Below are 23,759 nucleotides of genomic sequence, written 5' to 3'. Positions count from 1 at the left end.
GCCGGCCGGGTCAGCGCTGCGTGCTGACCGCCTCGGTCTGCGGGTTGTCGCCGTACAGCTTCGCGATCTCACCCGCGAAATCTCGCAGAATGTTGTCGCGCTTGATGCTCATCTTCGGGGTCAGGTGCCCGTTGGCCTCGATGAACTCGGTGGGCAGGATCACGAACTTGCGGATCGACTCGGCCCGCGAGACGTGGCGGTTGCCGTGGTCGATGGCGTTCTGCACCTCGGCGAGCACCTTCGGGTGGCGCGCCGCCTCTTCGAGCGTCATATTCGGATCCTCGCCGTTGTTGTTCAGCCACGCGGGGAGCATCTCGGGGTCGAGGGTGATGAGGGCCGAGATGAACGGCTTCTGATCGCCGACCACCACGACCTGCCCGATGATCGTGTTCGAGCGGATCGGATCCTCGAGCGCGGCCGGGGCGACGTTCTTGCCGCCGGCGGTGACGATGATCTCCTTCTTGCGGCCCGTGATCGACAGGTAGCCGTCGGAGTCGAGGGAGCCCAGGTCGCCCGTGCGGAAGAAGCCGTCATCGGTGAACACCTCGCGGGTGGCTTCGGGGTTGTTCCAGTACTCCTTGAACACGTCGATGCCCTTGACCTCGATCTCGCCGTCCTCTGCGATGCGCACGGTGTGCCCCGGGAGGGCGGGGCCGACGGTGCCGATCTTGAACTTGTCGGGCAGGTTGACGGTGACCGGCGCGGTCGTCTCGGTGAGGCCGTAGCCCTCGAGGATCTTGACGCCGAGGCTGCGGTAGAAGTGGCCGAGGTAGTGGCTGAGCGGCGCCGAGCCCGAGATCGCGTACTTGACGCGGCCGCCGAGGCGCTCGCGCAGCTTGCCGTAGACGAGCTTGTCGAACAGCTTGAACTTGAGCCCGAGCATGAAGGGCACCTTGCCGGCGTCGAGCGCCTCGGAATGCTCGACCGCCACCTTCGCGGCGGTGCGGAAGATCTTGCCCTTGCCCTCGGCCTCGGTCTTCTGCTCGGCCGAGTTGTAGACCTTCTCGAAGACGCGGGGCACCGCGAGCAGGAACGTGGGCTGGAATGAGCCGAGCGCGGGCAGCAGCTGCGTGGTGTCGGCCTGGTGCCCGACGCGCACGCCCGCATGCACGGCGAGCACCGAGATGAATCGGGCGAAGACGTGCGCGAGGGTGACGAAGAGCAGCGTCGAGGAGCCCGGCTGCTGCACGACCTCGGAGAGGGCGGCGGCCGAGTTGCGCGAGAGGTCGACGAAGTTCGAGTGCGTGAGCACGCAGCCCTTCGGCCGGCCGGTCGAACCCGAGGTGTAGATGAGGGTCGCCATGTCGGCGCCCACCGCGAGGTTGCGGCGGCGCTCGATCTCGGCGTCGTCGACCGCGAGGCCGCTCTTCGGCAGCGCCTCCAGCGCGCCCTCGTCGAAGCGCCAGTGCAGATCGACGCCGGGCGCCTCACTGCTGATCTCCTCGTAGCGCTCGGCGAGATCGGCGGTCGCGGTGATGATCGCGCGAGCGCCCGAATCCTCGAGGATCCAGTGGATCTGCAACGGAGACGAGGTCTCGTAGATCGGCACCATGACGGCACCCGCGTAGTGGATCGCGAAGTCGACGAGCGACCACTCGTAGCTCGTCTTGCACATGAAGGCGATGCGATCGCCGGGCTCGATGCCGGCCGCGACGAGGCCCTTCGCGAGGGCGACCACCTCGGCCCGGAACTCGCTCGCCGTGATGTCGCGCCAGCCGTCGCCCTGGGGCACGGCGAAGATCGCGCGGTCGGGTGTGGCCTCCACCCGCTGCTCCAGCAGGTCGGTGATGTTGTCATCCGGAACGGGCGGGATCAGAATGGGGGTCTCGGACAGATTCACGGCAGCTCCCTTGATACTCATGCATCGGTCTTCTGCGATGCGGGCGTTCCGCATCTGCTCGTATTTCACCCTATACGCATACCCGCGCACGCCTCGGGCTCGGCTATTGTGTTCGAAGTCGAGAGAAAGCTGCGGGTTGTGCTGTATTGGATCTTCAAACACCTGATCATCGGGCCGTTCCTGAAAACCGTGTACCGTCCGTGGGTAGAGGGTGCCGAGAATATTCCGGCTTCGGGCCCGGTAATTATTGTGGGAAACCACCTCTCGGTGATCGACTCGTTCTTCATGCCGCTCATGATCGATCGACGGGTCTACTTCCTCGCGAAGAGCGACTACTTCACGGGGAAGGGCCTCAAAGGCTGGCTCGTGAAGAACTTCATGCTCGGGGTGGGGCAGCTGCCGATCGACCGCTCGGGCGGCAAGGCCTCCGAGGCGTCGCTCAACACCGGCCTCGCGGTGCTGGATCGCGGCGACGTGCTCGGCATCTACCCCGAGGGCACCCGCAGCCCTGACGCGCGCCTGTACCGCGGGCGCACCGGCGTCGCCCGCCTCGTGCTCGAATCGGGCGCGCTCGTGGTGCCCGCCGTGATGATCGACACCGAGAAGGCCATGCCGATCGGCGCGAAGTTCCCGAGAATCCGCCGCATCGGCACGGTGATCGGCAAGCCGCTCGACTTCAGCCGCTTCTCCGGCATGAGCGCCGACCGCTTCGTGCTGCGCAGCGTCACCGACGAGATCATGCTCGAGATCCAGCGCCTCAGCGGTCAGCAGTACGTCGACGTCTACGCCTCCAGCGTACGCAACCGCTGAGCCGGTCCGATCCGTGCCCCGTCCCTAGTAGGCTGGAAGGGTTGCAGTCTCCGACTGCGGCGTCAGCATACCCACTCATCGACTAAGGGATCGAAGATGACGAGCCAGAACACCGATACTGCTGCCCGCGCGTTCGCGGAGCTCGACGCGTATCGCGCGCTCGAGGCGAAGCAGCAGCCCACGTGGCCCGATCCCGCAGCCGTGCAGGTGGCATCCGATGAACTCGCCGCGCAGCCCCCGCTCGTGTTCGCGGGCGAGGCCGATCAGCTGCGCACCCGCCTCGCCGCGGCCGCGCGCGGCGAGGCGTTCCTGCTGCAGGGCGGCGACTGCGCCGAGACCTTCGCCGCCGCCACGGCCGACAAGATCCGGGATCGGGTCAAGACGCTGCTGCAGATGGCCGTCGTGCTCACCTACGGCGCCTCGATGCCCGTCATCAAGGTGGGCCGCATGGCGGGCCAGTTCGCGAAGCCCCGCTCGAGCGACTCCGAGACGCGAGACGGCGTGACGCTGCCGGCGTTCCGCGGCGACCTCGTGAACGGCTACGAGTTCACGCCCGAATCCCGCACCGCCGATCCGTCGCGCCTCGTGCAGGGCTACCACGTATCGGCGTCGACCCTCAACCTGATCCGCGCCTTCACGCAGGGCGGCTTCGCCGACCTGCGCCAGGTGCACGCCTGGAACCAGGGCTTCGTGTCGAACCCGGCCAATCAGCGCTACGAGTCGCTGGCCGCCGAGATCGACCGTGCCGTGCGCTTCATGGACGCGTGCGGAGTCGACCACAGCGAGCTCAAGCAGACCGAGTTCTACGTGAGCCACGAGGCCCTGCTGCTCGACTACGAGCGCCCCCTGACGCGCATCGACTCGCGCACCGGCAAGCTCTACGACACCTCGGGCCACATGCTCTGGATCGGCGAGCGCACCCGAGAGCTCGACGGGGCGCACGTCGAGTTCCTCTCGCACGTGCGCAACCCGATCGGGGTGAAGCTCGGCCCGACCGCCTCGGTCGACGACGCGCTGCGCCTCATCGACAAGCTCGATCCCGAGCGCGAGCCCGGCCGCCTCACCTTCATCACCCGCATGGGCGCCGGCAAGATCCGCGACGTGCTGCCCGGGCTGCTCGCGGGCGTGCGGGACGCGGGGGCGACCCCGCTGTGGGTCACCGACCCCATGCACGGCAACGGCATCACCTCGTCGACGGGCTACAAGACCCGTCGCTTCGACGACGTGATGGACGAGCTGCGTGGCTTCTTCGAGGCGCACCGCGAGGTGGGCACCTTCCCCGGCGGCATCCACGTGGAGCTCACCGGCGACGACGTGACCGAGTGCCTCGGCGGCTCCGAGAACATCGACGAGCAGGCGCTGGCGACCCGCTACGAGTCGGTCTGCGACCCACGGCTCAACCACATGCAGTCGCTCGAACTGGCCTTCCAGGTCGCCGAGGAGTTGAAGCGGCTCTGACGCGCTGAGCCACCCCGTGGCCGATCTCGGCGCCCCGCTCCCTTGCGCTGCAGGAGGCGGGGCGCCGTTCTCTTCGAAGGCGGGGCGGAGCGCCGGCTTCGCGCACGATCGGGCGAGGACGAGGGCCCGGGCGAAGCTCGCGGGCGCGGGCCGCGGCTAGAGCGAGATGGTGCTCTTGACGCGGATCTCGGTGCCCGCCGGCACGCGCTCGCCGGCCGCAGGATCGGTGCCGGTCGCCTTGGCGAACCCGCGCAGCGCGTCGGGCACGAGCGTCGTGGGGGAGAAGCCGGCCGCGGCGAGCGTGTCCATCGCCTCCTGCAGACCCAGATCTGCGATGTTCGGGATCTCGAACAGCTCGGGGCCGAGCGAGACGTTCAGGCCGACGGTGTCGCCGGGGCTCACGGGATCGGTCGAGGGGATCATCGCGATGACGTGTCCCTCCGGGATCTCGGCGTGGTGCTCTTCCGCGCCGAGCCCGGTCTCGACCGAGAGGCCGCTGGCCTTGAGAGCCCGAGTCGCCTGCTCGACGGTGAGGCCCGACACCTCCGGGACGGGACCGGCCGAGACGACGAGGTCGACGCGACCCCGCTCTGCGTACGTCTCGCGCAGCGGCTCGCCGTCGTCGCCGAGCGCGGCGAGCACGGTGCCGGCCTCGGAGGCGTCGAAGCGCTCGTCGAGCACATCGCCGAACGTGAAGCCCGCCGATCTGATGGTGCGCTCGGCCTCGTCGCGCGAGAGACCGACGATGGTGGGAACCGGCAGCTGCTGGGGGCCGGTCGACTGGCACAGCCGCACCGTGCTGCCCCGGTCGAGGCGCGCCCCGGACTCGGGATCGGTGCTCACCGCCAGACCGACGGGCACGTCGAGGCTCGAGCACTCGGAGACCTCCACCAGCAGCGAGCGATCCTCGAGCGACGCCCGGGCCTCGGCCATCTCCTGACCGGCGACGTCGGGAACGGTGACGCGCGATCCGGGGCCCTGCCCGAACCACCAGCCGGTTCCCCCGGCGAGCACGACGAGCAGCGCGAGCAGGGCGGCGGTTGCGCGGCCCTTGCGGCTGCGGCGCCTGGCCGAGGCCGCGGCGCGGTCGATCGGCGAGGCGGCGGCCAGCTCGGGCTGCGGGGCCGTGCCGTCGAGCTCGTCCGGGGTGCCGGGCAGGCTCTCCAGCAGCGCCTGCTGCTGGGCTCCGTCGAGCACCGTGGTCGAGGGGGCGGGCGACTCCGCGGCGAGGTCGCGGGGCAGCACGCGGGTCGCGCCCGCCGGGGCCGCTCCCGGAATGAGCTCGGCCATGAACTCGAGCGCCTCGCCGGCGTCGCGCGGCCGGTCCTCGGGTTCCCGCCGTGTGGTCCAGCGCACCAGCTCGTCGAGCTCGGGCGTGGCCTCGGACGACTTGAGCGATGGCGCGGGCACCTCGGAGTGCGCGTGCTGATACGCGATCTGCATCGGCTGTTCGCCGGTGAACGGCTGCGAGCCGGTCAGCATCTCGTACATCATGATGCCGAAGGCGTAGAGGTCGCTGCGGGCGTCGGCCACCCCCCGGGTGACGAGCTCGGGGGAGAGGTAGGCGATCGTGCCGAGCAGCGCCTGCCCCGTGGTCGTGTTCGCACTGACCGCGCGGGCGAGGCCGAAGTCCCCGAGCTTGATGCGGCCGTCGTCGGCGAGCAGCACGTTCTCGGGCTTGAGATCCCGGTGCACGATGCCCGCGTGGTGAGCGGCCGCGAGACCCGATAGCACCGCCTCGCCGATCTCGAGCGCCTGCTCGGCGGTGAGGCGCTTCTGCTGCTTCAGCAGCTCCCGCAGTGTGATGCTCGGCAGGTACTCCATGACGAGGTAGGTGCGGCCGAGGTCGTGGCCCTGGTCGAAGACGTTCACGAGGTTCGGGTGCGAGAGGCCTGCGGCGCTGCGCGCCTCCTGCTCGAAGCGGCGCGTGAAGTTCTCGTCTTCCGCGAGGTGCTCGTGCATCACCTTCACGGCGACGCGGCGCTCGAGCCGCAGGTCGTTCGCGAGGTAGACCATCGCCATCCCGCCACGGGCGATGCGCGAACGAATCACGTATCGTCCGTCGAGCGTTTGCCCGATCAACGGGTCGGCAGGCGCAGAGGTCACGCCGAGATTCTACGGAAGAAGCATGCGCTCCCGTCGGATGCGCGCCGCGCGGCTGCGGATTGCGATCCGTCGATGACGCTGGCAGAGTTGAAGCGTGCCCCAGAACATCGCACCCGATACGCCGTTCCTCACCGTCCCGGATCTCGTCGAGCGCTTCGGCCTCGCCCCCGGAAAGATCCACCGACTCATCGAGGACCACCACCTCGCCGCCGTGCGCGTCGACGGCGTGCTCCGCGTGCCTGCCGAGTTCGTGCAGGACGACCACCCGCTGCCCCCGCTGCGCGGCACGATCCTTGTGCTGCTCGACGCCGGCTTCTCGATCGACGAGACCGTGGCGTGGTTGCTCGCGCACAACGACGAGCTGGGGGAGCGGCCGATCGACTCGCTGCGCGCCGGGCGCAAGAGCGCCGTGCGGCGGGCGACGCAGGCGCTCGCCTTCTGACGCCCGATGTCGCAGATCCCGCCTCGGTGAGGCGGAGATGCCGCATCCGATCTCACCGAAGCGGGATCCCTCACCGAAGCGCGTTCTGAGGCGCTTAGAACGTGCGCCGCGCCGCGCGCTCCGACAGGCCGATGAGTGACTGCGCCGCGTCGGGGCGGATCTGCGCCCGCTGCAGCGACGAGGTCGCCCGGTCGAGGTTGCGCGTGATCATCTCCTCGACGCGCTCGACGGCCCCGCTCTCGCGGATCGTGCGCTGCAGCATCGAGACCTGCTCACGGTCGAGCTCGCTGCCGAGCAGGTCGTCGAAGATGCGCCGCTGGGTCGTGGGCAGGTTCTCTCGGGCGAGCGTGACGAGCACCGTGCGCTTGCCCTCGCTGAGGTCGTCGGCGATCGGCTTGCCAGTGATCTCCTCGTCGCCGAACACGCCGAGCAGGTCGTCGCGCAGCTGGAAGGCGACGCCCACGGGCAGACCGAAGTCGGCGAGCGCCTGCTCGTGCTGCTCGTCGGCGCCGGCGAGCGCCGCCCCGATGAGCAGGGGCGCCTCGACGCTGTACTTCGCCGACTTGTAGACGAGCACGCGGGTGGAGCGTTCGAGCTGCTCCTCGTGCGAGGCGAACGCGGCGTACTGCTCCTCGAGCACGTCGAGGTACTGCCCGGCGGCGACCTCGCTGCGCATGCGGTTGAAGTGGTGCCGGGCGCGCCGAGCGGCTCCGCGATCGGCCGTCGCGTCGCCCGCGGCTTGCATGAGCTCGTCGGCCCACGACTGCAGCAGGTCGCCGAGCAGGATCGCGCCGGCCAGGCCGAAGTGGTCTGCCGAGCCGCGCCAGCCGTGCTGCTGATGCATGGCGGCGAAGAGCCGGTGGGTGGCGGGGCGGCCGCGGCGGGTGTCGGAGCGGTCGATGACGTCGTCGTGGATGAGGGCTGCGGCGTGGAAGAGCTCGAGTGCGCACGCGGCGTCGAGCACGGCGCCGAACTCGGCGTCGACCTCGGCCGTCAGATCGAGCGGGCGCAACGCACGGTACCCGAGCACCGCGAACTGGGCGCGGAAGCGCTTGCCTCCGGAGAGGAAGCCGAAGGCCTCGTCGAGCAGGGGCTTCGCGTCGGCTCCGAGGGGCTCGAGAGCGCGGCGGTGCCGGCCCAGAGTATCGTTGATCCGCTCCTGAATAAGGCCTGCGAGTCGCGTCGTTTCTTGCACGCGACTAGCCTAGCCGCGGCTCGGAGACAGTAGACTGTGGGAAAAGAGGTATTCGAGCGCGGGAGGGGTCGTCATGGCGTTGTCAGAACATGAACAGCGGCTGCTCGACGAGATGGAGCGCAGCTTCTATCAGAGCGAAGCCGATGTGATGCAGACCGTTCCCGGCGCTCGCCGCCGCATGAACTACCGGTCCCTCGTGCTCGGCATCGTCGTGGTGCTCGTGGGGTTGGGGGTGCTGGTCGGTGGTGTCGCGGCGCAGCAGCTGTGGCTGGGCCTCATCGGCTTCGCCGCGATGCTCGGCGGAGTGATGCTGATGTTCGTGCGCGGCTCCGAGACCAATTTGAGCGCCGATACGGTACCCGGCGAGAACCCCGGTGATTCCGGCGCCCAGAGCGCGGCCCGCGAGTCATTCAGCGAGCGCATGGAGCGCCGCTGGGACGAGCGCATGGAGGGCGAGCGCTAGCCGAAAACGCGCCAGCGTTTTCGGGTCGCGTTCGGCGGCGCTGCTGCGCCGGCCGACCGAGCGAAGCGTGAGGAGCGACTGAGCCTGGAGCAGTCTCGAGAGGGGCCGTGGTTTCGACCGCGGCCCCTCTGCTGCTGTTCGCCCGGGTCTCGGCGATGCCTCGCGGGTGCCGCGTGCTCCGCGCTGGGCCGGGCCCGCTGCCGCTGCCGCGCCGTGCCCGCCCTGCGCCGGGCCTGCGAGAGGCGCTGCCGGCCGGGGTGTCTGCTGAATCGCGAGGAGCTCCCTGCGAAGCGGGGGCGAGGGGTATGGAGCCGCCCGGGGGCGTCGGGTGAGGGGATTCGGGCCTCGGGCCCGACCTGCTTCGCGTCTTCGTGCCCGACCTGCTTCGCGTCTTCGTGCCCGTCCCTCCACTTCCCTCCACTCTTGGCCGGTGATTGCCCTGTCGAGCTGCCTCGGCGGCCGATTCGGCGTGTTCCAGCGCGCTTGCGGGGCGCGTAGCCGGCTCCCGCAGCGGGTGGCGCGCGCTCGGGAGTGTCGCCGGGAGGCCCGGTATTTCACCGGAGTTGTGGTCCTTTGGGCCAAGGGTGGCGGCTCGGTGGAGAGAAAGATCACTGAAGTGGAGGAAAGTGGAGTAGTGTGGGATTCCACAGTCGAGTCGGCGAGAGGGGGGATCCGTGTTTCTCGGTACCTTCACGCCCCGCCTCGACGAGAAGGGCCGGCTGATCCTCCCCGCCAAGTTCCGCGACGAGCTCGCCGAAGGCCTCGTCATCACCCGCGGGCAGGAGCGCTGCCTCTACGTCTTCAGCGAGAGCGAGTTCGCCGAGATGCACGACCGCATCCGGCAGGCGCCCGTCACCTCGAAGCAGGCGCGCGACTATCTGCGCGTGTTCCTCTCCGGCGCCCACCCCGAGACGCCCGACAAACAGAGCCGCATCACCATTCCGCAGGCCCTGCGCGAGTACGCCGGCCTCGACCGCGAACTCGCCGTGATCGGCGCGGGGAGCCGCGCTGAGATCTGGGACGCCGAGGCCTGGCAGACCTACCTGACCGAGCAGGAATCGGCCTTCTCCGACATCGAGGAGGAGGTGATCCCGGGCATGTTCTAGCCCGGACGCGTCATGACTCAGCACGACAACACCCACCACGACGAGCGGGATGCGAGCGAGCTGCACGTGCCCGTGCTGCTCGAGCGCTGCCTCGAACTGCTCGCGCCCGCGCTCGAGCGGCCCGGCGCCGTGGTCGTCGACGCCACCCTCGGCATGGGCGGTCACACCGAGGCCATGCTCGAAGCCCACCCCGCGCTCACCGTCATCGGGCTCGACCGCGACACTGAGGCCCTCGCACTCGCGGGCCGTCGGCTCGAACGGTTCGGCGACCGCGTCATCCGCGTGCACGCCGTGTACGACGAGATCGGAGGAGCGGTGCGCGACGCAGGCTTCGACCGCATCGACGGCGTGCTGTTCGACCTGGGCGTCTCGTCGTTGCAGCTCGACGAGGCCGACCGCGGCTTCGCCTACGCGCAGGACGCTCCGCTCGACATGCGCATGGACCAGAGCCGCGGAGAGACCGCGGCCGAGGTGCTCGCGTCGGCCCCCGAGGGCCGCCTGCGGGCGATCTTCGAGCGCTACGGAGAGGAGCCGCTCGCGGCCCGCTACGCCCGCGCGATCATCGCGGCGCGGGCCGAGGCGCCGATCGAGCGTAGCGGCCAGCTGGTCGAGGTGCTGCAGCGGGCCACGCCCGCGGCGGTGCGGGATCAGCGCCACCCGGCGAAGCGCGTCTTCCAGGCGCTGCGCATCGAGGTGAACGGCGAGCTCGCGGTGCTCGAGCGAGCGATCCCCGCCGCACTCGACCTGATCGGCCTCGGCGGGCGCGCGGTGATCATGTCCTACCAGTCGCTCGAGGACCGCCTCGTGAAGCGCGAGCTCGCGAGGCGCAGCAAGTCGACCGCCCCTCCCGGGCTTCCGGTCGAGCTGCCCGAGCACCGACCCGAGTTCCGCCTGCTCACCCGCGGCGCCGAACTCGCCGACGAAGCAGAACGGGCCCGCAATCCGCGGGCGATCCCGGTGCGGCTGCGAGCCGCTGAGCGTACGAGGGAGGTGCGATGAACAGCACGGTTCCGATCCGATTCGACGCCGCCCCCGCAAGCGGTGCTCCGGCGACCGCTCCCGCCCGCCCGGGCGCCGGTGAGCGCCACCTGCGCATCGCCGAGTCTCCGAGAGCGGTCAAGCGACGCATGGCGAGCCCGCTCATCGGCGGGCTCGTCGCCGTGGGCGTGATCCTCGTGATCCTCGCGACCCAGCTCGGACTGAGCATCGCGATCTCCCAGGGGGCCTACGAGGCCCGCGCGCTCGAGATCGAGCAGCGGGATCTCGCCCGCGTCGAGCGGGTGCTCGCGCAGCACGTCGACAAGCTCTCGTCGCCTCAGAACCTCGCCGAGAACGCCGCGGCGCTCGGCATGGTGCAGAACTCCAGGCCGGCTACGCTGCGCCTCAGCGACGGCGCGGTGCTCGGCGCCCTCGACTCGCCCACCTCCGAGGTGCGCGGCAACCTCGTGCCGAACTCGACGCTGGAGTCGATGCCCGTCGTCGACGCCGAGGGCCTGCTGGTTCCCCGCAGCGCGGTCGGCGGTGCGCAGCAGGAGCCCATCGATCCGCCGGTACGTTGGAAGGGCAAGCTGCCCGCACCGGAGACCCGCTGAGCGGCGAACCGCTGACGGGACCCGACTGAATACCGCGTACGAGAGGGAGACGGAAGATGCGACCACTCCGCGGCGCCGCTCTGAGGCGCACGATCGCGCTCGCGATCATCGTCGTGGCGGCCCTCGTCTTCCTCGTGCGCCTCGTCGACGTGCAGATGGTGTCCGCCGCCGCGCTGAACGAGGATGCGCGCGACAAGCGCGCCGTGCCGGTCAAGATCCCGAGCGTGCGCGGCGACATCGTCGACCGCGACGGCGAGGTGCTCGCGACGACCGATGAGCGCTACGACGTGCAGCTCTCGCCGAAGAACACGAAGCTGAACGGCGGCAAGTTCCCCCGCCCGGACCTCGAGCGCGGCGTGGGCACGGTCACCGTGACCGCGAAGGATGCGTTCGCCGAGATCGGAGCGATCACCGGGCAGTCCTCCGAGGAGATCCAGAAGATCGTCGACGACGCGCTCGCGGAGAACCCGAAGTCGGACTTCGCCTACGTGAAGCGCGGCATCGACCTGCCGACGCTCAACAAGCTCAAGAAGCTGCAGATCCCGTGGCTGACCTTCGACCAGCACCACACCCGCGACTACCCGAACGGCGCGGTGGCCGGCAACCTGATCGGCTTCAACGGCTTCGAGGGGGTGCCGCTCTCGGGCGTCGAGGTGTCGCAGGACGAGTGCCTCACTGGCGTCGACGGCCAGGAGACCTACGAGCGCGGCGCCGACGGCGTGGCGCTTCCGGGCAGCGTCGTCGTGACCGAGAAGGCCGTCGACGGCGGCACCGTCGACCTCACCATCGACCTCGACCTGCAGTGGGAGGCGCAGCAGGCCATCAACGCGCAGGTGCAGCGCGTGGCGGCCGACTGGGGGCTGCTCGTGGTCATGGACGTGAAGACGGGCGAGCTGGTTGCCGTCGCCGAGGACGGCTCGGTCGATCCGAACGACGTCGACGCCTCGGACCCGGCGAAACGCGAGGCGCGATCCTTCACCTCCCCCTACGAGCCCGGCTCGACCTTCAAGACGATCACGGCGGCGGCCCTCATCGATCAGGGCGTCGCCACACCGTACACGCGCAACCTCACCCCCGACTACCTCGAGCCCGAGCCCGGCGTGCGCTTCGGCGACTCCTTCAACCACCCGCCGATGCAGTGGACGCTCACCGGTATCCTCACGCAGTCGTCGAACGTGGGCACGGCGACGCTCGGCACGATGCTCGCCCCCGAGGTGCGCTACGACTACCTGCAGCGCTTCGGCGTGGGCATCGGTACGCAGGCCGGCCTACCGGTCGAGGACTCGGGCATGCTCTACGCGCCCGAGCAGTGGGACCGGCAGACCTCGTACAACACCACCTTCGGTCAGGGCCTCTCGTCGACCATCGTGCAGACCGCGGGCGTGTACCAGACCATCGCGAACGGCGGCGTGCGCGTGCCGCCGAGCCTCGTGCGCAGCTGCACCGACGGCGAGGGAGAGCGCACCGAGCTCGACCACGGCGAATCGCAGCGCGCCGTCTCCGAGGACACCTCGGCGCAGATGATGCAGATACTCGAGACCGTCGTGACCGAGGGCTGGTACAACGACATCGTCGCGATCCCCGGCTACCGCATCGCGGGCAAGACCGGAACCGCCGAGCAGGTGGATCCGGATACCGGGCGCTACCGCACCGACTACGTGCACTCCTTCGCGGGCATCTTCCCCGCCGACGATCCCCGGTACGTCGCGGTAGCATCGATAGCATTCCCGTCGGCGGGCGACGGCAGCGTCGCGGCCCTCACGGCGTTCCGCGAGGCAGCCGAGGCGACGATCCGCACCTTCCGAATCCCGCCCTCCACGGGCACCTTCGAACCGCTCCCCACGGAGTACTGACCAGACGCCCGCAGGAGGCCCCCGCAGTGAGTACCGGAGATGCCCTGAGCATCCGACCGCAGCACCCCGCACCCGTCAGGCTCGACGAGCTGGCGGTGCGCTTCGCCCTCGAACCGCGCGGTGAGACGGCGGGTCTCGCCGCGAACGGCGTCACCCTCGACTCCCGCGACGTGCGGCCCGGCGACCTCTACGCGGCCCTGCCCGGTGCGCGCCGCCACGGCGCCTCCTTCGCCCGGCAGGCCGAGGCCGCCGGGGCGGTGGCGCTGCTCACCGATGCCGAGGGGGCCGGGATCGCCCGCGAGACCGGATCCGCGCTGCCGATCCTCGTATCGGAGCAGAACCCGCGCGAGATCCTCGGCGAGGTGGCGGCGAGCGTCTACGCCACGGGCGACTTCGGCGCCAAGGTGTTCGGCATCACCGGCACGAACGGGAAGACGAGCGTGGTCTACCTGCTCGCCGAGCTGCTGCGGGCGGCCGGCTTCACGCCGGGCCTCAGCTCGACGGCCGAGCGGCGCATCGGCGACGAGGTGATCGTCTCCGACCTCACGAGCCCGGAGGCGCCCGAACTGCACGCGCTGCTCGCACGCATGGGTGAGAAGGGCGTCGACGGCGTCGCCATCGAGGTCTCGGCGCACGCCGTGGAGCGGCACCGCATCGACGGCGTGCGATTCGACGTGGTGGCCTTCAACAACTTCTCGCAGGACCACCTCGACGACTTCGGCGACATGGAGAGCTACTTCGCGGCGAAGCTCGCGCTCTTCGCCCCCGAGCACGCCGAGCGCGGCGTCGTGGTGGTCGACTCTCCCTACGGGCAGCGCATCGCCCGTGAATCGCGCATCCCCGTCACGAGGCTCGCGACCGAGTACGGGCAGGACGCCGACTGGCATCTCGCGATCACCCGGCAGACGATCGACGGGGTGTCGTTCGTGCTGCAGGGGCCTGCCGGCGCGCACTTCCGGGGCAGTGTGCCCGTCTTCGGCCGGTTCATGGCCGAGAACGCCGCGCTCGCCCTCATCATGCTCCACGAGGCAGGCATCCCGCTCGCGCAGGTCGAGGCCGGGCTCGAGCGCGGCCGGATCCCGGTCTACATCCCGGGGCGGCTCGAGCTGATGTCCGCGCCCGACGCGCAGGGCCCGCGCTTCTACGTCGACTACGGCCACACTCCGGGCGCCTTCGAAGCGATGCTCGATGCGCTCGGAGAGGTCGCCCCCGGCAGGATCGTCTTCCTGTTCGGCGCCGACGGCGACCGCGACACCTCGAAGCGCGAGGAGATGGGGCGGATCGCCGGGGCCGGATCCGACACCGTGATCGTCTGCGACTACCACCCGAGGTCGGAGCCGCCGGAGGCGATCCGCGCCCAGCTCATCGAGGGCGCCCGCTCGGCGAAGCGCGCGGAGGTGATCGAGGAGGGCGACCCCAGGGCGGCGATCCGCCTCGCCATTTCGCTCGCCCGAGCAGGGGACGTTATTCTGTATGCCGGTCCCGGACACGAGGACTACCAGGAAGTCGCCGGTCAGCATCTGCCGTACTCGGCGCGTGATGAGGTACGCGGCGCGCTCCGCGAGGCAGGATTGCTTCCGTGATTGAACTGACGCTGGAAGAGGTCGCGCGCGCGACCGGCGGGCGGCTTGCCGGACCGGAGGGCGCCGATCCCGCGGCCGTGGTCGCGGGGGAGTCGCAGACCGATTCGCGCGAGGTGCGGCCCGGCCAGATCTTCTTCGCCCGCCGCGGCGAGGAGACCGACGGCCACCTCTTCGCGGGCAAGGCCGTCGAAGCGGGCGCCGCGCTGCTCGTCGTCGAGCGCGAGCTCGACGATCGGGTGCCGCAGATCGTCGTCGACGACGCGACCGACGCGCTCGGGGCCCTCGCGACCGAGGTCGTGCGCCGGGTGCGCGACCTCGGCGACCTGACGATCGTCGGCATCACCGGATCCAACGGCAAGACGACCACCAAGAACCTCGTCGCCGAGATGGCGCAGCGGCTCGGCCCGACCGTAGCGTCGGCGAAGTCGTTCAACAACGAGGTCGGCGGCCCGCTCACCATGCTGCGCGTCGACGGGGCCACGCGCACGCTCGTCGCCGAGATGGGTGCGAGCGCCGAGGGCGAGATCGCCCGCCTCACGGCCATGGCGCCTCCGCACATCGGCGTGGTGCTCTCGGTCGGCCTCGCCCACGCCGGAGAGTTCGGCGGCATCGAGACCACGTTCCGCACGAAGAGCGAGATGGTGCGCGATCTGCCCGAGGACGCGGTGGCCGTGCTCAACCGCGACGATCCCCGCGTCGCGCAGATGGCCGAACTCACCCGCGCCCGCGTGCGCTGGTTCGGCCTGCACCCCGACGCCGACGTGCGCGCGAGCGACGTCGACTCCTCCGCCGAGGGCACCCGCTTCACCCTGCACGCCCCGCTCGCGAACGGCGAGACCGCGTCGCTGCCCGTGCGCTTCCGCGTGCTCGGCGAACACCACGTCATGAACGCGCTGGCCGCCGCGGCGGTCGGCCTCGAGCTCGGCCTCCCGCTCGCCGAGGTCGTCGAGACCCTCGAAGCCGCGACGCTCGCGGCGCCCGGGCGCATGCAGGTGCTCGGCGGCCGCGACGGCGTCACGATCATCAACGACGCCTACAACGCGAGCCCGGACTCGATGAGCGCCGCGCTGCGCACCCTCGCTCAGGTGCGCAGGCCCGACGGCCGGTCCGTCGCCGTGCTCGGCGCGATGAGCGAGCTCGGCGAGTACTCGATCGAGGAGCACATCCGCATCGGCCTGCAGGCCGTGCGACTGCGCATCTCCGAGCTGGTCGTCGTCGGCGCCGACGCGCGCCACCTGCACATCAGCGCCATCAACGAGGGATCGTGGGACGGCGAGAGCGTGTTCTTCGAGACCCGCGGCGAGGCCTACGACTACCTGACGAGCACGCTGCGGCCGAACGACACCGTGCTCGTGAAATCGTCCAATGCGGCGGGCCTGCAATCGCTCGGCGACCGACTCGGGGAGGCCTACGCATGATCGCGCTGCTGATCGCGGGCGGCTTCTCGCTGCTCTACTCGCTGCTGCTCACGCCGCTGTTCGTGCGAGGGTTCAACCGTCTGCGCTGGGGCCAGCCGATCCGGGTCGACGGCCCGAAGGAGCACGAGGTGAAGCGGGGCACCCCCACCATGGGCGGCCTCATCTTCCTCTCCGGCTCGGTCATCGCCTACTTCGTGGGCAAACTCGTGATGGGCGAGACGCCGTCGCCTTCGGCCCTGCTCGTGATCCTCATGGCCGTGGGCGCCGGCCTCGTCGGCTTCGTCGACGACTTCATGAAGGCCCGGCTGCAGAACTCGGCCGGCCTGAACGGTTGGGCGAAGATCGCCGGTCAGGTCGCGATCGCCGTCGCCTTCGCGCTGCTCGGCCTGCGCTTCGCGAACGAGGCCGGCGTCACGCCGATCTCGACGCACATCTCGGTGTTCCGCGACCTGCCGTTCGACTTCACGGTGCTCGGCCCGATCCTCGGCATCGGCCTCTTCATCATCTGGATCATGGTGATCGTCACCGCGACGACCAACGCCGTGAACGTGACCGACGGCCTCGACGGTCTCGCGGCGGGCTCGGCCATCTTCGCGTTCGGCGCCTACCTCGTCATCGGCTTCTGGCAGTCGGCGCAGAGCTGCGCCGCGACCGCGGGCGAGCTCGGCTGCTACGCCACGCGAGATCCCATGGACCTCGCCGTCATCGCGGCCGCGTTCCTCGGCGGCGTCGCCGGCTTCCTCTGGTGGAACACGAACCCAGCCAAGGTGTTCATGGGCGACACCGGGTCGATGGCCATCGGCGGTGCGATCGCCGCGTTCGCGATCCTCACCCGCACCGAGCTGCTGCTGCTGCTCGTCGGCGGCCTCTTCATCATCGAGACCGGCTCGGTGATTCTGCAGCGCCTCTACTTCAAGGTGACGAAGGGCCGGCGCATCTTCCTGATGAGCCCCATCCATCACCACTTCGAGCTCAAAGGCTGGGCCGAGGTGACGGTGGTGGTGAGGTTCTGGATCGTCGCCGGCCTGTTCGCGATCGCGGGCGTGGGCGCCTTCTACGGCGAGTGGCTGCTGCAGCAGTGACGGAGAACGGCATGACGGAGACAGCGGGGGACGACGTGAACCAGACCCAGTGGACCACGGAGCGCGTGCTCGCGCTCTCGAGCTGGCACGACGACTGGCGCGGCCTGCGGGTCGCGGTGCTCGGCCTCGGAGTCACCGGGTTCTCGGTCGCCGACACCCTGGTCGAGCTCGGCGCCCGCGTGCGCGTCGTCTACGGCGCGCCGGATCCGGATCGCGAGCGACTGCTCGACGTCATCGGCGCGGAGCGGTTCTGCGCCGAGAGCAATCCCGAGCAGCTCGGCGACCTCGCCGCCTTCGGCCCCGACCTCGTCGTCGTCTCGCCGGGATACCGGCCGGACCACCCCCTCACGGCGTGGGCGGCCCAGCGCGGCCTCCCCGTGTGGGGCGACATCGAGCTCGGCTGGCGGCTGCGTGACAAGACCCCGCGAGTGGCCGACTGGATCTGCATCACCGGCACCAACGGCAAGACCACCACCACGCAGCTCACCGCCCACATGCTCGTGGCCGGCGGCCTGCGGGCCACCCCCGCCGGCAACATCGGCACCCCGATCCTCGATGCACTGCGCGACCCGCAGGGCTACGACGCGATCGTCGTCGAGCTCTCCAGCTTCCAGCTCGAGCGTCTGGGCGAGATCTCGCCCTACGCGAGCGCCTGCCTCAACTTCGCCGACGACCACCTCGACTGGCACGGCGGCCCGGAGGCCTACTGGGCGGCGAAGGCGAAGGTCTACGAGCACACCCAGGTCGCGTGCGTCTACAACCGGGCCGACGCCGAGACCGAGCGCATGGTCGAGGAGGCCGACGTGGTCGAGGGCGCCCGAGCCGTCAGCTTCGGCCTCGACTCGCCCCCGCCGAGCGGCTTCGGCGTGGTCGAGGGCATCCTGATCGACCGCGGCTTCCACGCCGAGCGACGCGCCGAGGCCTACGAGCTCGTGACCGTCGCCGAACTCGCCGAGCGCGGCATCGCCGCCCCCCACATGGTGCAGAACGTGCTCGCGGCGAGCGCCCTCGCCCGCTCCCGAGGCGTCGAGCCCGCCGAGATCGCCCACGCGATCCTGAACTTCACGCCGGACGCCCACCGCGCCCAGCTGCTCGGCGAGCACGACGGCGTGCAGTGGATCGACGACTCGAAGGCCACGAACGCCCACGCCGCGGACGCCTCGCTGCGCGCCCTGCGGCGGGTGGTCTGGATCGTGGGCGGCCTGCTCAAGGGCGTCGACATCGGCCAGCTCGTCTCCGAGCACGCCCACCGCCTGCGCGGCGTCGTCGTGATCGGCGCCGAGCGCGACGACGTGCTCACGGCTCTCGAGCGGCACGCACCCGACGTGCCCCGCATCGAGATCTCCGACGATGCCGAGGCGCGCGAAACCGTCGAGGCCGGCCGCGCCGGCGAGGTGATGACCCGCGCGGTGCAGGCCGCCGCGTCGCTCGCGACCGAGGGCGACACGGTGCTGCTCGCCCCCGCCGCCGCATCGATGGACCAGTTCAAGGACTACCCGGATCGTGGCCGCCAGTTCCAGGCGGCCGTGCGCGAACTGGAGTGATCGGCGTGGCGCCCGAATCGACGGAATCCCGGGGGCGCGCGCCCGGTCAGGCCCGGATCAGCCTCGGCGCCATGCTGCGCACGGGATCCGACCCCACGGTCGCGGCGCTGTACGCGATCACGCTGCTGCTCGTCGGCTTCGGCCTGATCATGGTGCTCTCGTCGTCGTCGATCACGTCGTATCTCGACGATCAGGGCTTCTTCGGCGGGTTCTGGCGCCAGGCCTCGTTCGCGCTCATCGGCATCCCGCTCATGCTGATCGCCGCCGCGATGCCCGTGGTGTTCTGGAAGCGCTGGGCGTGGGTTCTGCTCGGTCTCGGCATCGCACTGCAGCTGCTCGTGTTCACGCCTCTCGGCATCGAGGTGTACGGCAATCGCAACTGGATCCAGATCGGCGGCTTCGGCGCGCAGCCCTCCGAGGCGCTCAAGCTCGCGCTCGTGGTGTGGGTGGGTGCGGTGCTGCAGCGCAAGGAGCCGCTGCTCGGGCAGATGCGGCACGAGATCATCCCCATCATCGTGCCCGGCGCCGTGCTCGCGCTGGGCGTCGTGCTGCTCGGGCGCGATCTCGGCACCGTGCTCATCATGGCCGCGATGGTGTTCGGGGCCATGTACTTCGGCGGAATCAGCTGGAAGACGCTCGGGGTCACCGCCGGCGGCGGCGCGCTCGCGGTCGTGCTCTTCGTCATCACGAGCCCCAACCGCATGCAGCGCCTGCTCAGTCACGCCGGCGGCACCGACGACTACAGCGGCATCGACTGGCAGTCGACGCACGGCATGTGGGCGCTCGCGAGCGGCGGGCTCTTCGGCGTGGGCCTCGGCAACTCGAAGGCGAAGTGGTCGTGGCTGCCCGCCGCCGACAACGACTACATCTTCGCGATCATCGGCGAGGAGCTGGGCCTCATCGGCGCACTGCTCGTGATCGTGCTGTTCATCGTGCTGACGGTCGTGATGCTGCGCGTGATCTCCCGCGCGCGGGATCGCTTCGGCAAGGCCGTCGTCGGCGGCATCATGGTGTGGATCGTGGGGCAGGCCTTCGTGAACATCGGTGTGGTCATCGGCGTGTTCCCCGTGCTGGGGGTGCCGCTGCCGCTCATCAGCGCGGGCGGAACCGCCCTCATCGCGTGTCTCGCGGCGATCGGCGTCGTCATCTCGATCGCGCGCGACGGCGCGCAGTACCAGGCGGAGCTCGAGGCCGCCGCCCCCGCACGAGGAAGGAACCGAGGCATACGATGACCAGCTATCTGCTCGCGGGCGGAGGCACCGCGGGCCACGTCAACCCCCTGCTCGCCCTCGCCGACCTCATCCGGGCCGAGGAGCCCGGCGCCGAGATCGTCGTGCTGGGCACGCGCGAGGGGCTCGAGGCCCGGCTCGTGCCGGAGCGCGGCTACGAGCTCGTGCACATCGAGCGGCTGCCGTTCCCGCGGCGCCCGAACGTCGCGGCCCTGCGCTTCCCGGCGCGGTTCGCGCGCGCGGTGCGCGAGACCCGCGCGCTGATCCGCGACCGCTCCATCGACGTGGTGGTGGGGTTCGGCGGCTACGCCTCGGCTCCCGCCTATCGCGCCGGCGCCAAGGAGGGCGTGCCCGTCGTGATCCACGAGGCCAACGCGAAGCCGGGCATGGCGAACAAGCTGGGCGCGCGCAGCACTCCCTACGTGGGCGTCACCTTCGAGGGAACCCCGATCCCGGGTGCGCGCGTGACCGGCATGCCGCTGCGCCCCGAGATCACGGGCCTCGATCGCGAGGGGCTGCGCGCCGCTGCGCGCGAGCACTTCGGCCTCGACCCCGAGAAGCGAACACTGCTCGTCACCGGCGGGTCGCTCGGCGCGCGCGCCATCAACCGAGGCGTCTCGGGATCGGCGGCCGAGATCGTCGATGCCGACATCCAGGTGCTGCACATCTGGGGCGGGCTCACCGAGGTCGAGGATCCGGGCGTGCCCGGATACACGGTGGTGCCGTACTGCGACCGCATGGATCTCGCGCTCGCCGCGTGCGACCTCGCGGTGTCGCGCGCCGGCTCGACGACCGTGAGCGAGCTCGCCGGGCTCGGCGTGCCCGCCGTCTTCGTGCCGTACAGCCACGGCAACGGCGAACAGCGCTTCAACGCGGCCGGCGTCGTGGCGGCCGGCGGCGCGCTGCTGGTCGAGGACGCCGAGCTGACCCCGGAGTGGGTGCGCGGCACGCTGATCCCGCTCGTGGGCGACGACGCACGCCTCGCGGACATGGCGGAGCGGGCCCGCGGCGCCGGAGCGCTCGACGGCACCGAGCGCCTGCTCGCGCTCGTGCGGGAGGCGCTCGAGGCCCGCTGAGGCGGGTTCCCTCAGGCCGGCGCTTCGCCGCCGAGGCCGCGGCCCTGCTGCCCCGACCGGCGTTTCGCTGCCCCGACCGGAGTTCTGCAGGCCCGACCGGCGTGTTGCCGGTCCGACCGGTGCTTTGCTGTCCCGGCGGACGCTTTGCTGTCGCGGCGGCAGTCTCAGCGGCCCAACCGACGCTTGCCGACCCGGCCCCCTCCTTCGGAGCACGCCGTTGGTTCGGACCGGATCGCGGGATTCGATCCGAACCAACGGCGTGCTCCGCAGAATGGCCCGGTGCGTGCCGCAGAACGGCCCGGTGCGTGCCGCAGAACGGCCCGGTGCACTCCGCGGAACAGTGCTCGGTGCACTCCGGAGAGCAGTGCTCGGTGCACTCCGGAGAGCAGCGCTCGGTGTGCGCCGAAGACGAGGGTCCGTGTGCGCCTGATAGGAGGCTCCGTGTGAGCCTGAGTGATGTCACGCCGACCGCCGAAGATGCAACCCCCGCGCGATCGCCGAGAGCACGGCCTCCTGCACCAGTTCCCAACGGTGCACGACGAGCGAGTAGGTCACGCGGATCACCTCGTAGCCTTGACGCCTCAACTCGGCGTCGTGCAGGATATCGCCGTCACGTTGAGCGCCCGAGTGCTGCTTGCCGTCGACCTGCACGATCAAGCGCTCGCCGATGAGCACGTCGACGCGGTGCCCGCTCAGGTGGGTCTGCACCCGGATCGGGATGCGCAGCCACCCCAGTCTGGATCTGAAGATGGTCTCCACCCCGGAGTCCGCGAAGGGCGTGGCCTTCTTCAGGAGGGCCCGCAGACGTGGGGACGGGAGGAGATCCAGCGCCGGAATCGAGGTCAGCCCCTGGTTCAGCGCGGACTCTACGATCGCGAGGGAGGCCTCGTACGGCTGGCACTCGGCTACCAGCACGAGCGTGTTCTCCAGCGGATCCTCCAGTTGGCCGGGCGCGCGGGGCACCGGCGGTGCCCGCCAGTGCACCACTCCGGGCCCGGTCACGACGTGGCTGTGCGGATTCGGAGGCGCGTAGTGGGGATGCCTGGGGGCCGCGAGGACCCAGAGCCCGGCGCGTGCGGCCTGGGAGACGCAGGTCAACAGCAGACCCCGACGCGCCGCGGTCATCAGTTCGGGGTCGGCACCGGGGAGGGCGACCCATCCCTTTCGCGGTCTTCGGACCTGTCCGTTCGAGAAGGCCGATCGGAGCTCCCCGCGGGTCACCCCGGCCCGAAGGAGGACTGACGTGCGGGTGATTCCGCCGCTGCGCCGGAGGAGTTCTGTGAGTGCCATGCCTTCGAGCGTGCCCCACGAATCGCGTCGCCTTGGGGGTATTCCCGCAATCTGTGGACAGCATGAAGGATCCGTCGCGCAGACCTCCGATGTGAGCGGAGTGCCGTGCGGCGAGGACGCCGGTCCCGCTACCGGTGATTCGGGCCCAACCGTTGTTTCGGACCGAGCCGTTGTTTCGGACCAAGTCGCCGGGTTTCATCCGAGAAACGGGCGAGGCCCGAAGAACGAGAGGCGGATCGGGATCCGTCGACCCCGGCTCTCGCGCATCGTGCAGCGCGCATCGCGACGGCGCGGAGGAGCCGCGGGCCTGCAGTAGGATCGTCACCATGTCTCGCGCGCAGCTTCTTCGCCGCCGCAACGGGGTCTGAACCGACCGGCTCCCCGTCAGCGGCAGCGTCGTCGTGCCGGTCCACACCCGCCGAGACCGGAGACCCCCATGCAGCAGCCGTCTGCCCGCCAGCCCATCCCCGTCGCCCTGTGGTGCATGCTCGGCGCCATGGTGGTGGCGCAGGCCGCCACCACCGTCGTCGCAGCGGCTCCCGCGTTCCTGATCCCGCACATGCTCGAGCGCGAGGGGATGAGCCTCGCCGCCGCGGGCCTGCTCGCCGGAGCCCCCAACCTGGGGCTGGTGCTGTCGCTCGTGGCGTGGGGCGCCGCGACCGACCGCTTCGGGGAGCGGCGCGTGATCCTGGTCGGCCTCTCGCTGACGGTCGCCGTGGTCGCCGCGTCGACGGCGGTGCACGGCTTCGCCGCGCTCGGCGTCGCGTTCGTCGCGAGCGGCGCCGTCTCCGCCTGCACGAACAGCGCCAGCGGGCGGCTCATCACCGGCTGGTTCCCGCCCGAGCGGCGCGGGCTGGCCATGGGCATCCGGCAGACCTGCCAGCCGCTCGGCATGGCGGTCGCTGCGCTCGGCGTGCCGCCGCTCGCCGAGGCCTGGGGCATCGGGCCCGCCCTCGCGCTCGGCGGCGTGCTGAGCGCGCTGAGCCTCGTGCTGTGCGCGTTCGCCGTGCGCGACCCGCGGCGCGCGGCGCGCGGGGCGCTGGCCGCGCAGGCCAGCCCCTACCGGGCGTCGTCGACGCTCGTGCGCATCCACGCGGTCTCGATGCTGCTCGTGGTGCCGCAGTTTGCGCTGTCGACCTTCGGTCTGGTCTGGTTCACCGTCGGCTTCGGCTGGAGCGCGCTCGCCGCGGGCGCCCTCGTCGCAGCGTCGCAGTTCGCCGGAGCCGCCTGCCGCATCGTGGTGGGCGCGTGGAGCGACCGCGCCATGTCGAGGCTCGGGCCGCTGCGGCTCGTCGCGATCGCGGCGATCGCGGCGATGCTGCTCGCGGCCGCGTTCGGCTGGGCCGAGTGGAGCATCCCCGCCGCGGTCGCCTATCTGCTGGCGAGCTGCGTGAGCGTGGCCGACAACGGCCTCGCCTTCACCGCCGTCGCCGAGATCGCGGGGCCCGCCTGGGCCGGTCGCGCGCTCGGGATCCAGAACACCGGACAGTTCCTCGCCGCGGCCGCCGTCGGGCCGGTCGTGGGCGCCCTCATCGGCGCGCTCGGAGTGCCGGCCGCGCTCGCGCTCGCCGCCGCGGCACCGGCGCTCGCGGTGCCGCTCGTGCCGAAGCCCGAGGCGGAGCGCTCGCTGAGGGAGTGATCCGGATCCGGTCGGCGCGCCCCGGGCTCCCGC

General features: G+C 70.8%; 19 protein-coding genes. 15 read left to right on the top strand and 4 right to left on the bottom strand.

The window, feature by feature from the left end:
- Positions 1-10 precede the first annotated feature (10 nt).
- Positions 11-1,861, bottom strand: coding sequence for an AMP-dependent synthetase/ligase (locus tag Leucomu_RS09150; protein ID WP_051066211.1), 1,851 nt, complete (start codon positions 1,859-1,861; stop codon positions 11-13).
- Between the two features lie 117 nt (positions 1,862-1,978).
- On the opposite strand from Leucomu_RS09150, the gene Leucomu_RS09145 reads away from it, so the two are divergent.
- Both Leucomu_RS09145 and Leucomu_RS09140 read left to right on the top strand, forming a co-directional pair.
- On the top strand, positions 1,979-2,650 hold the full coding sequence (locus Leucomu_RS09145; RefSeq protein WP_128387025.1) for a lysophospholipid acyltransferase family protein: 672 nt from the start codon (positions 1,979-1,981) through the stop codon (positions 2,648-2,650).
- Positions 2,651-2,746: 96 nt separating this feature from the next.
- The gene (locus tag Leucomu_RS09140; protein WP_128387024.1) at positions 2,747-4,108 is read left to right on the top strand and encodes a class II 3-deoxy-7-phosphoheptulonate synthase; all 1,362 of its coding nucleotides are present in this window, start codon (positions 2,747-2,749) and stop codon (positions 4,106-4,108) included.
- Positions 4,109-4,264: 156 nt separating this feature from the next.
- On the opposite strand, the gene pknB is transcribed toward Leucomu_RS09140, so the two are convergent.
- Positions 4,265-6,214, bottom strand: a complete 1,950-nt coding sequence (gene pknB, locus Leucomu_RS09135) for a Stk1 family PASTA domain-containing Ser/Thr kinase (RefSeq protein ID WP_128387023.1) — start codon at positions 6,212-6,214, stop codon at positions 4,265-4,267.
- A gap of 94 nt (positions 6,215-6,308) precedes the next feature.
- On the opposite strand from pknB, the gene Leucomu_RS09130 reads away from it, so the two are divergent.
- Positions 6,309-6,656: an Rv2175c family DNA-binding protein gene (locus tag Leucomu_RS09130; protein ID WP_128387022.1), complete on the top strand. Its 348-nt coding sequence runs from the start codon at positions 6,309-6,311 to the stop codon at positions 6,654-6,656.
- Positions 6,657-6,750: 94 nt separating this feature from the next.
- Here Leucomu_RS09130 and Leucomu_RS09125 read toward each other — a convergent pair whose 3' ends face one another.
- On the bottom strand, positions 6,751-7,851 hold the full coding sequence (locus tag Leucomu_RS09125; RefSeq protein ID WP_128387021.1) for a polyprenyl synthetase family protein: 1,101 nt from the start codon (positions 7,849-7,851) through the stop codon (positions 6,751-6,753).
- A gap of 73 nt (positions 7,852-7,924) precedes the next feature.
- Here Leucomu_RS09125 and Leucomu_RS09120 point away from each other — a divergent pair, with 73 nt between their 5' ends.
- From Leucomu_RS09120 to Leucomu_RS09070, 11 genes are all read left to right on the top strand, one after another.
- A complete protein-coding gene (locus tag Leucomu_RS09120; RefSeq protein ID WP_128387020.1) occupies positions 7,925-8,314 on the top strand; it encodes a DUF3040 domain-containing protein in 390 nt (129 codons plus the stop codon).
- A gap of 674 nt (positions 8,315-8,988) precedes the next feature.
- Positions 8,989-9,420, top strand: coding sequence for a division/cell wall cluster transcriptional repressor MraZ (gene mraZ / locus Leucomu_RS09115; protein ID WP_017884501.1), 432 nt, complete (start codon positions 8,989-8,991; stop codon positions 9,418-9,420).
- A 12-nt stretch (positions 9,421-9,432) separates the two neighbouring features.
- Positions 9,433-10,419 (top strand): 16S rRNA (cytosine(1402)-N(4))-methyltransferase RsmH, encoded by a 987-nt coding sequence (rsmH, locus tag Leucomu_RS09110; RefSeq protein ID WP_128387019.1) that lies wholly within the window; start codon positions 9,433-9,435, stop codon positions 10,417-10,419.
- The gene (locus tag Leucomu_RS09105; RefSeq protein WP_017884503.1) at positions 10,416-11,012 is read left to right on the top strand and encodes a hypothetical protein; all 597 of its coding nucleotides are present in this window, start codon (positions 10,416-10,418) and stop codon (positions 11,010-11,012) included. Before rsmH ends, Leucomu_RS09105 begins: the two co-directional genes overlap by 4 nt.
- Positions 11,013-11,068: 56 nt before the next feature.
- On the top strand, positions 11,069-12,865 hold the full coding sequence (locus Leucomu_RS09100; protein ID WP_128387018.1) for a peptidoglycan D,D-transpeptidase FtsI family protein: 1,797 nt from the start codon (positions 11,069-11,071) through the stop codon (positions 12,863-12,865).
- Between the two features lie 26 nt (positions 12,866-12,891).
- Positions 12,892-14,448, top strand: coding sequence for a Mur ligase family protein (locus Leucomu_RS09095; RefSeq protein WP_128387017.1), 1,557 nt, complete (start codon positions 12,892-12,894; stop codon positions 14,446-14,448).
- Positions 14,445-15,866, top strand: a complete 1,422-nt coding sequence (locus Leucomu_RS09090; protein WP_128387016.1) for a UDP-N-acetylmuramoyl-tripeptide--D-alanyl-D-alanine ligase — start codon at positions 14,445-14,447, stop codon at positions 15,864-15,866. Before Leucomu_RS09095 ends, Leucomu_RS09090 begins: the two co-directional genes overlap by 4 nt.
- A complete protein-coding gene (gene mraY, locus Leucomu_RS09085; RefSeq protein WP_128387015.1) occupies positions 15,863-16,948 on the top strand; it encodes a phospho-N-acetylmuramoyl-pentapeptide-transferase in 1,086 nt (361 codons plus the stop codon). Before Leucomu_RS09090 ends, mraY begins: the two co-directional genes overlap by 4 nt.
- Positions 16,949-16,959: 11 nt before the next feature.
- Positions 16,960-18,492 carry a UDP-N-acetylmuramoyl-L-alanine--D-glutamate ligase gene (murD, locus tag Leucomu_RS09080; protein ID WP_194294542.1) on the top strand — a complete coding sequence of 511 codons (1,533 nt, stop codon included), beginning with the start codon at positions 16,960-16,962 and terminating at the stop codon, positions 18,490-18,492.
- A gap of 71 nt (positions 18,493-18,563) precedes the next feature.
- Positions 18,564-19,724 (top strand): putative lipid II flippase FtsW, encoded by a 1,161-nt coding sequence (gene ftsW / locus Leucomu_RS09075; protein ID WP_228407047.1) that lies wholly within the window; start codon positions 18,564-18,566, stop codon positions 19,722-19,724.
- Positions 19,721-20,797 (top strand): UDP-N-acetylglucosamine--N-acetylmuramyl-(pentapeptide) pyrophosphoryl-undecaprenol N-acetylglucosamine transferase, encoded by a 1,077-nt coding sequence (locus Leucomu_RS09070; protein ID WP_128387013.1) that lies wholly within the window; start codon positions 19,721-19,723, stop codon positions 20,795-20,797. Before ftsW ends, Leucomu_RS09070 begins: the two co-directional genes overlap by 4 nt.
- A gap of 459 nt (positions 20,798-21,256) precedes the next feature.
- Here Leucomu_RS09070 and Leucomu_RS09065 read toward each other — a convergent pair whose 3' ends face one another.
- Positions 21,257-21,922, bottom strand: a complete 666-nt coding sequence (locus Leucomu_RS09065) for an endonuclease domain-containing protein (protein ID WP_017884511.1) — start codon at positions 21,920-21,922, stop codon at positions 21,257-21,259.
- Positions 21,923-22,523: 601 nt separating this feature from the next.
- On the opposite strand from Leucomu_RS09065, the gene Leucomu_RS09060 reads away from it, so the two are divergent.
- The gene (locus Leucomu_RS09060; RefSeq protein ID WP_128387011.1) at positions 22,524-23,726 is read left to right on the top strand and encodes an MFS transporter; all 1,203 of its coding nucleotides are present in this window, start codon (positions 22,524-22,526) and stop codon (positions 23,724-23,726) included.
- The last annotated feature ends 33 nt before the right edge of the window (positions 23,727-23,759 follow it).

Source organism: Leucobacter muris (genome assembly GCF_004028235.1).
Taxonomy (GTDB): Bacteria; Actinomycetota; Actinomycetes; order Actinomycetales; family Microbacteriaceae; genus Leucobacter; species Leucobacter muris.
This window is presented reverse-complemented; position numbering and strand designations above follow the sequence as displayed.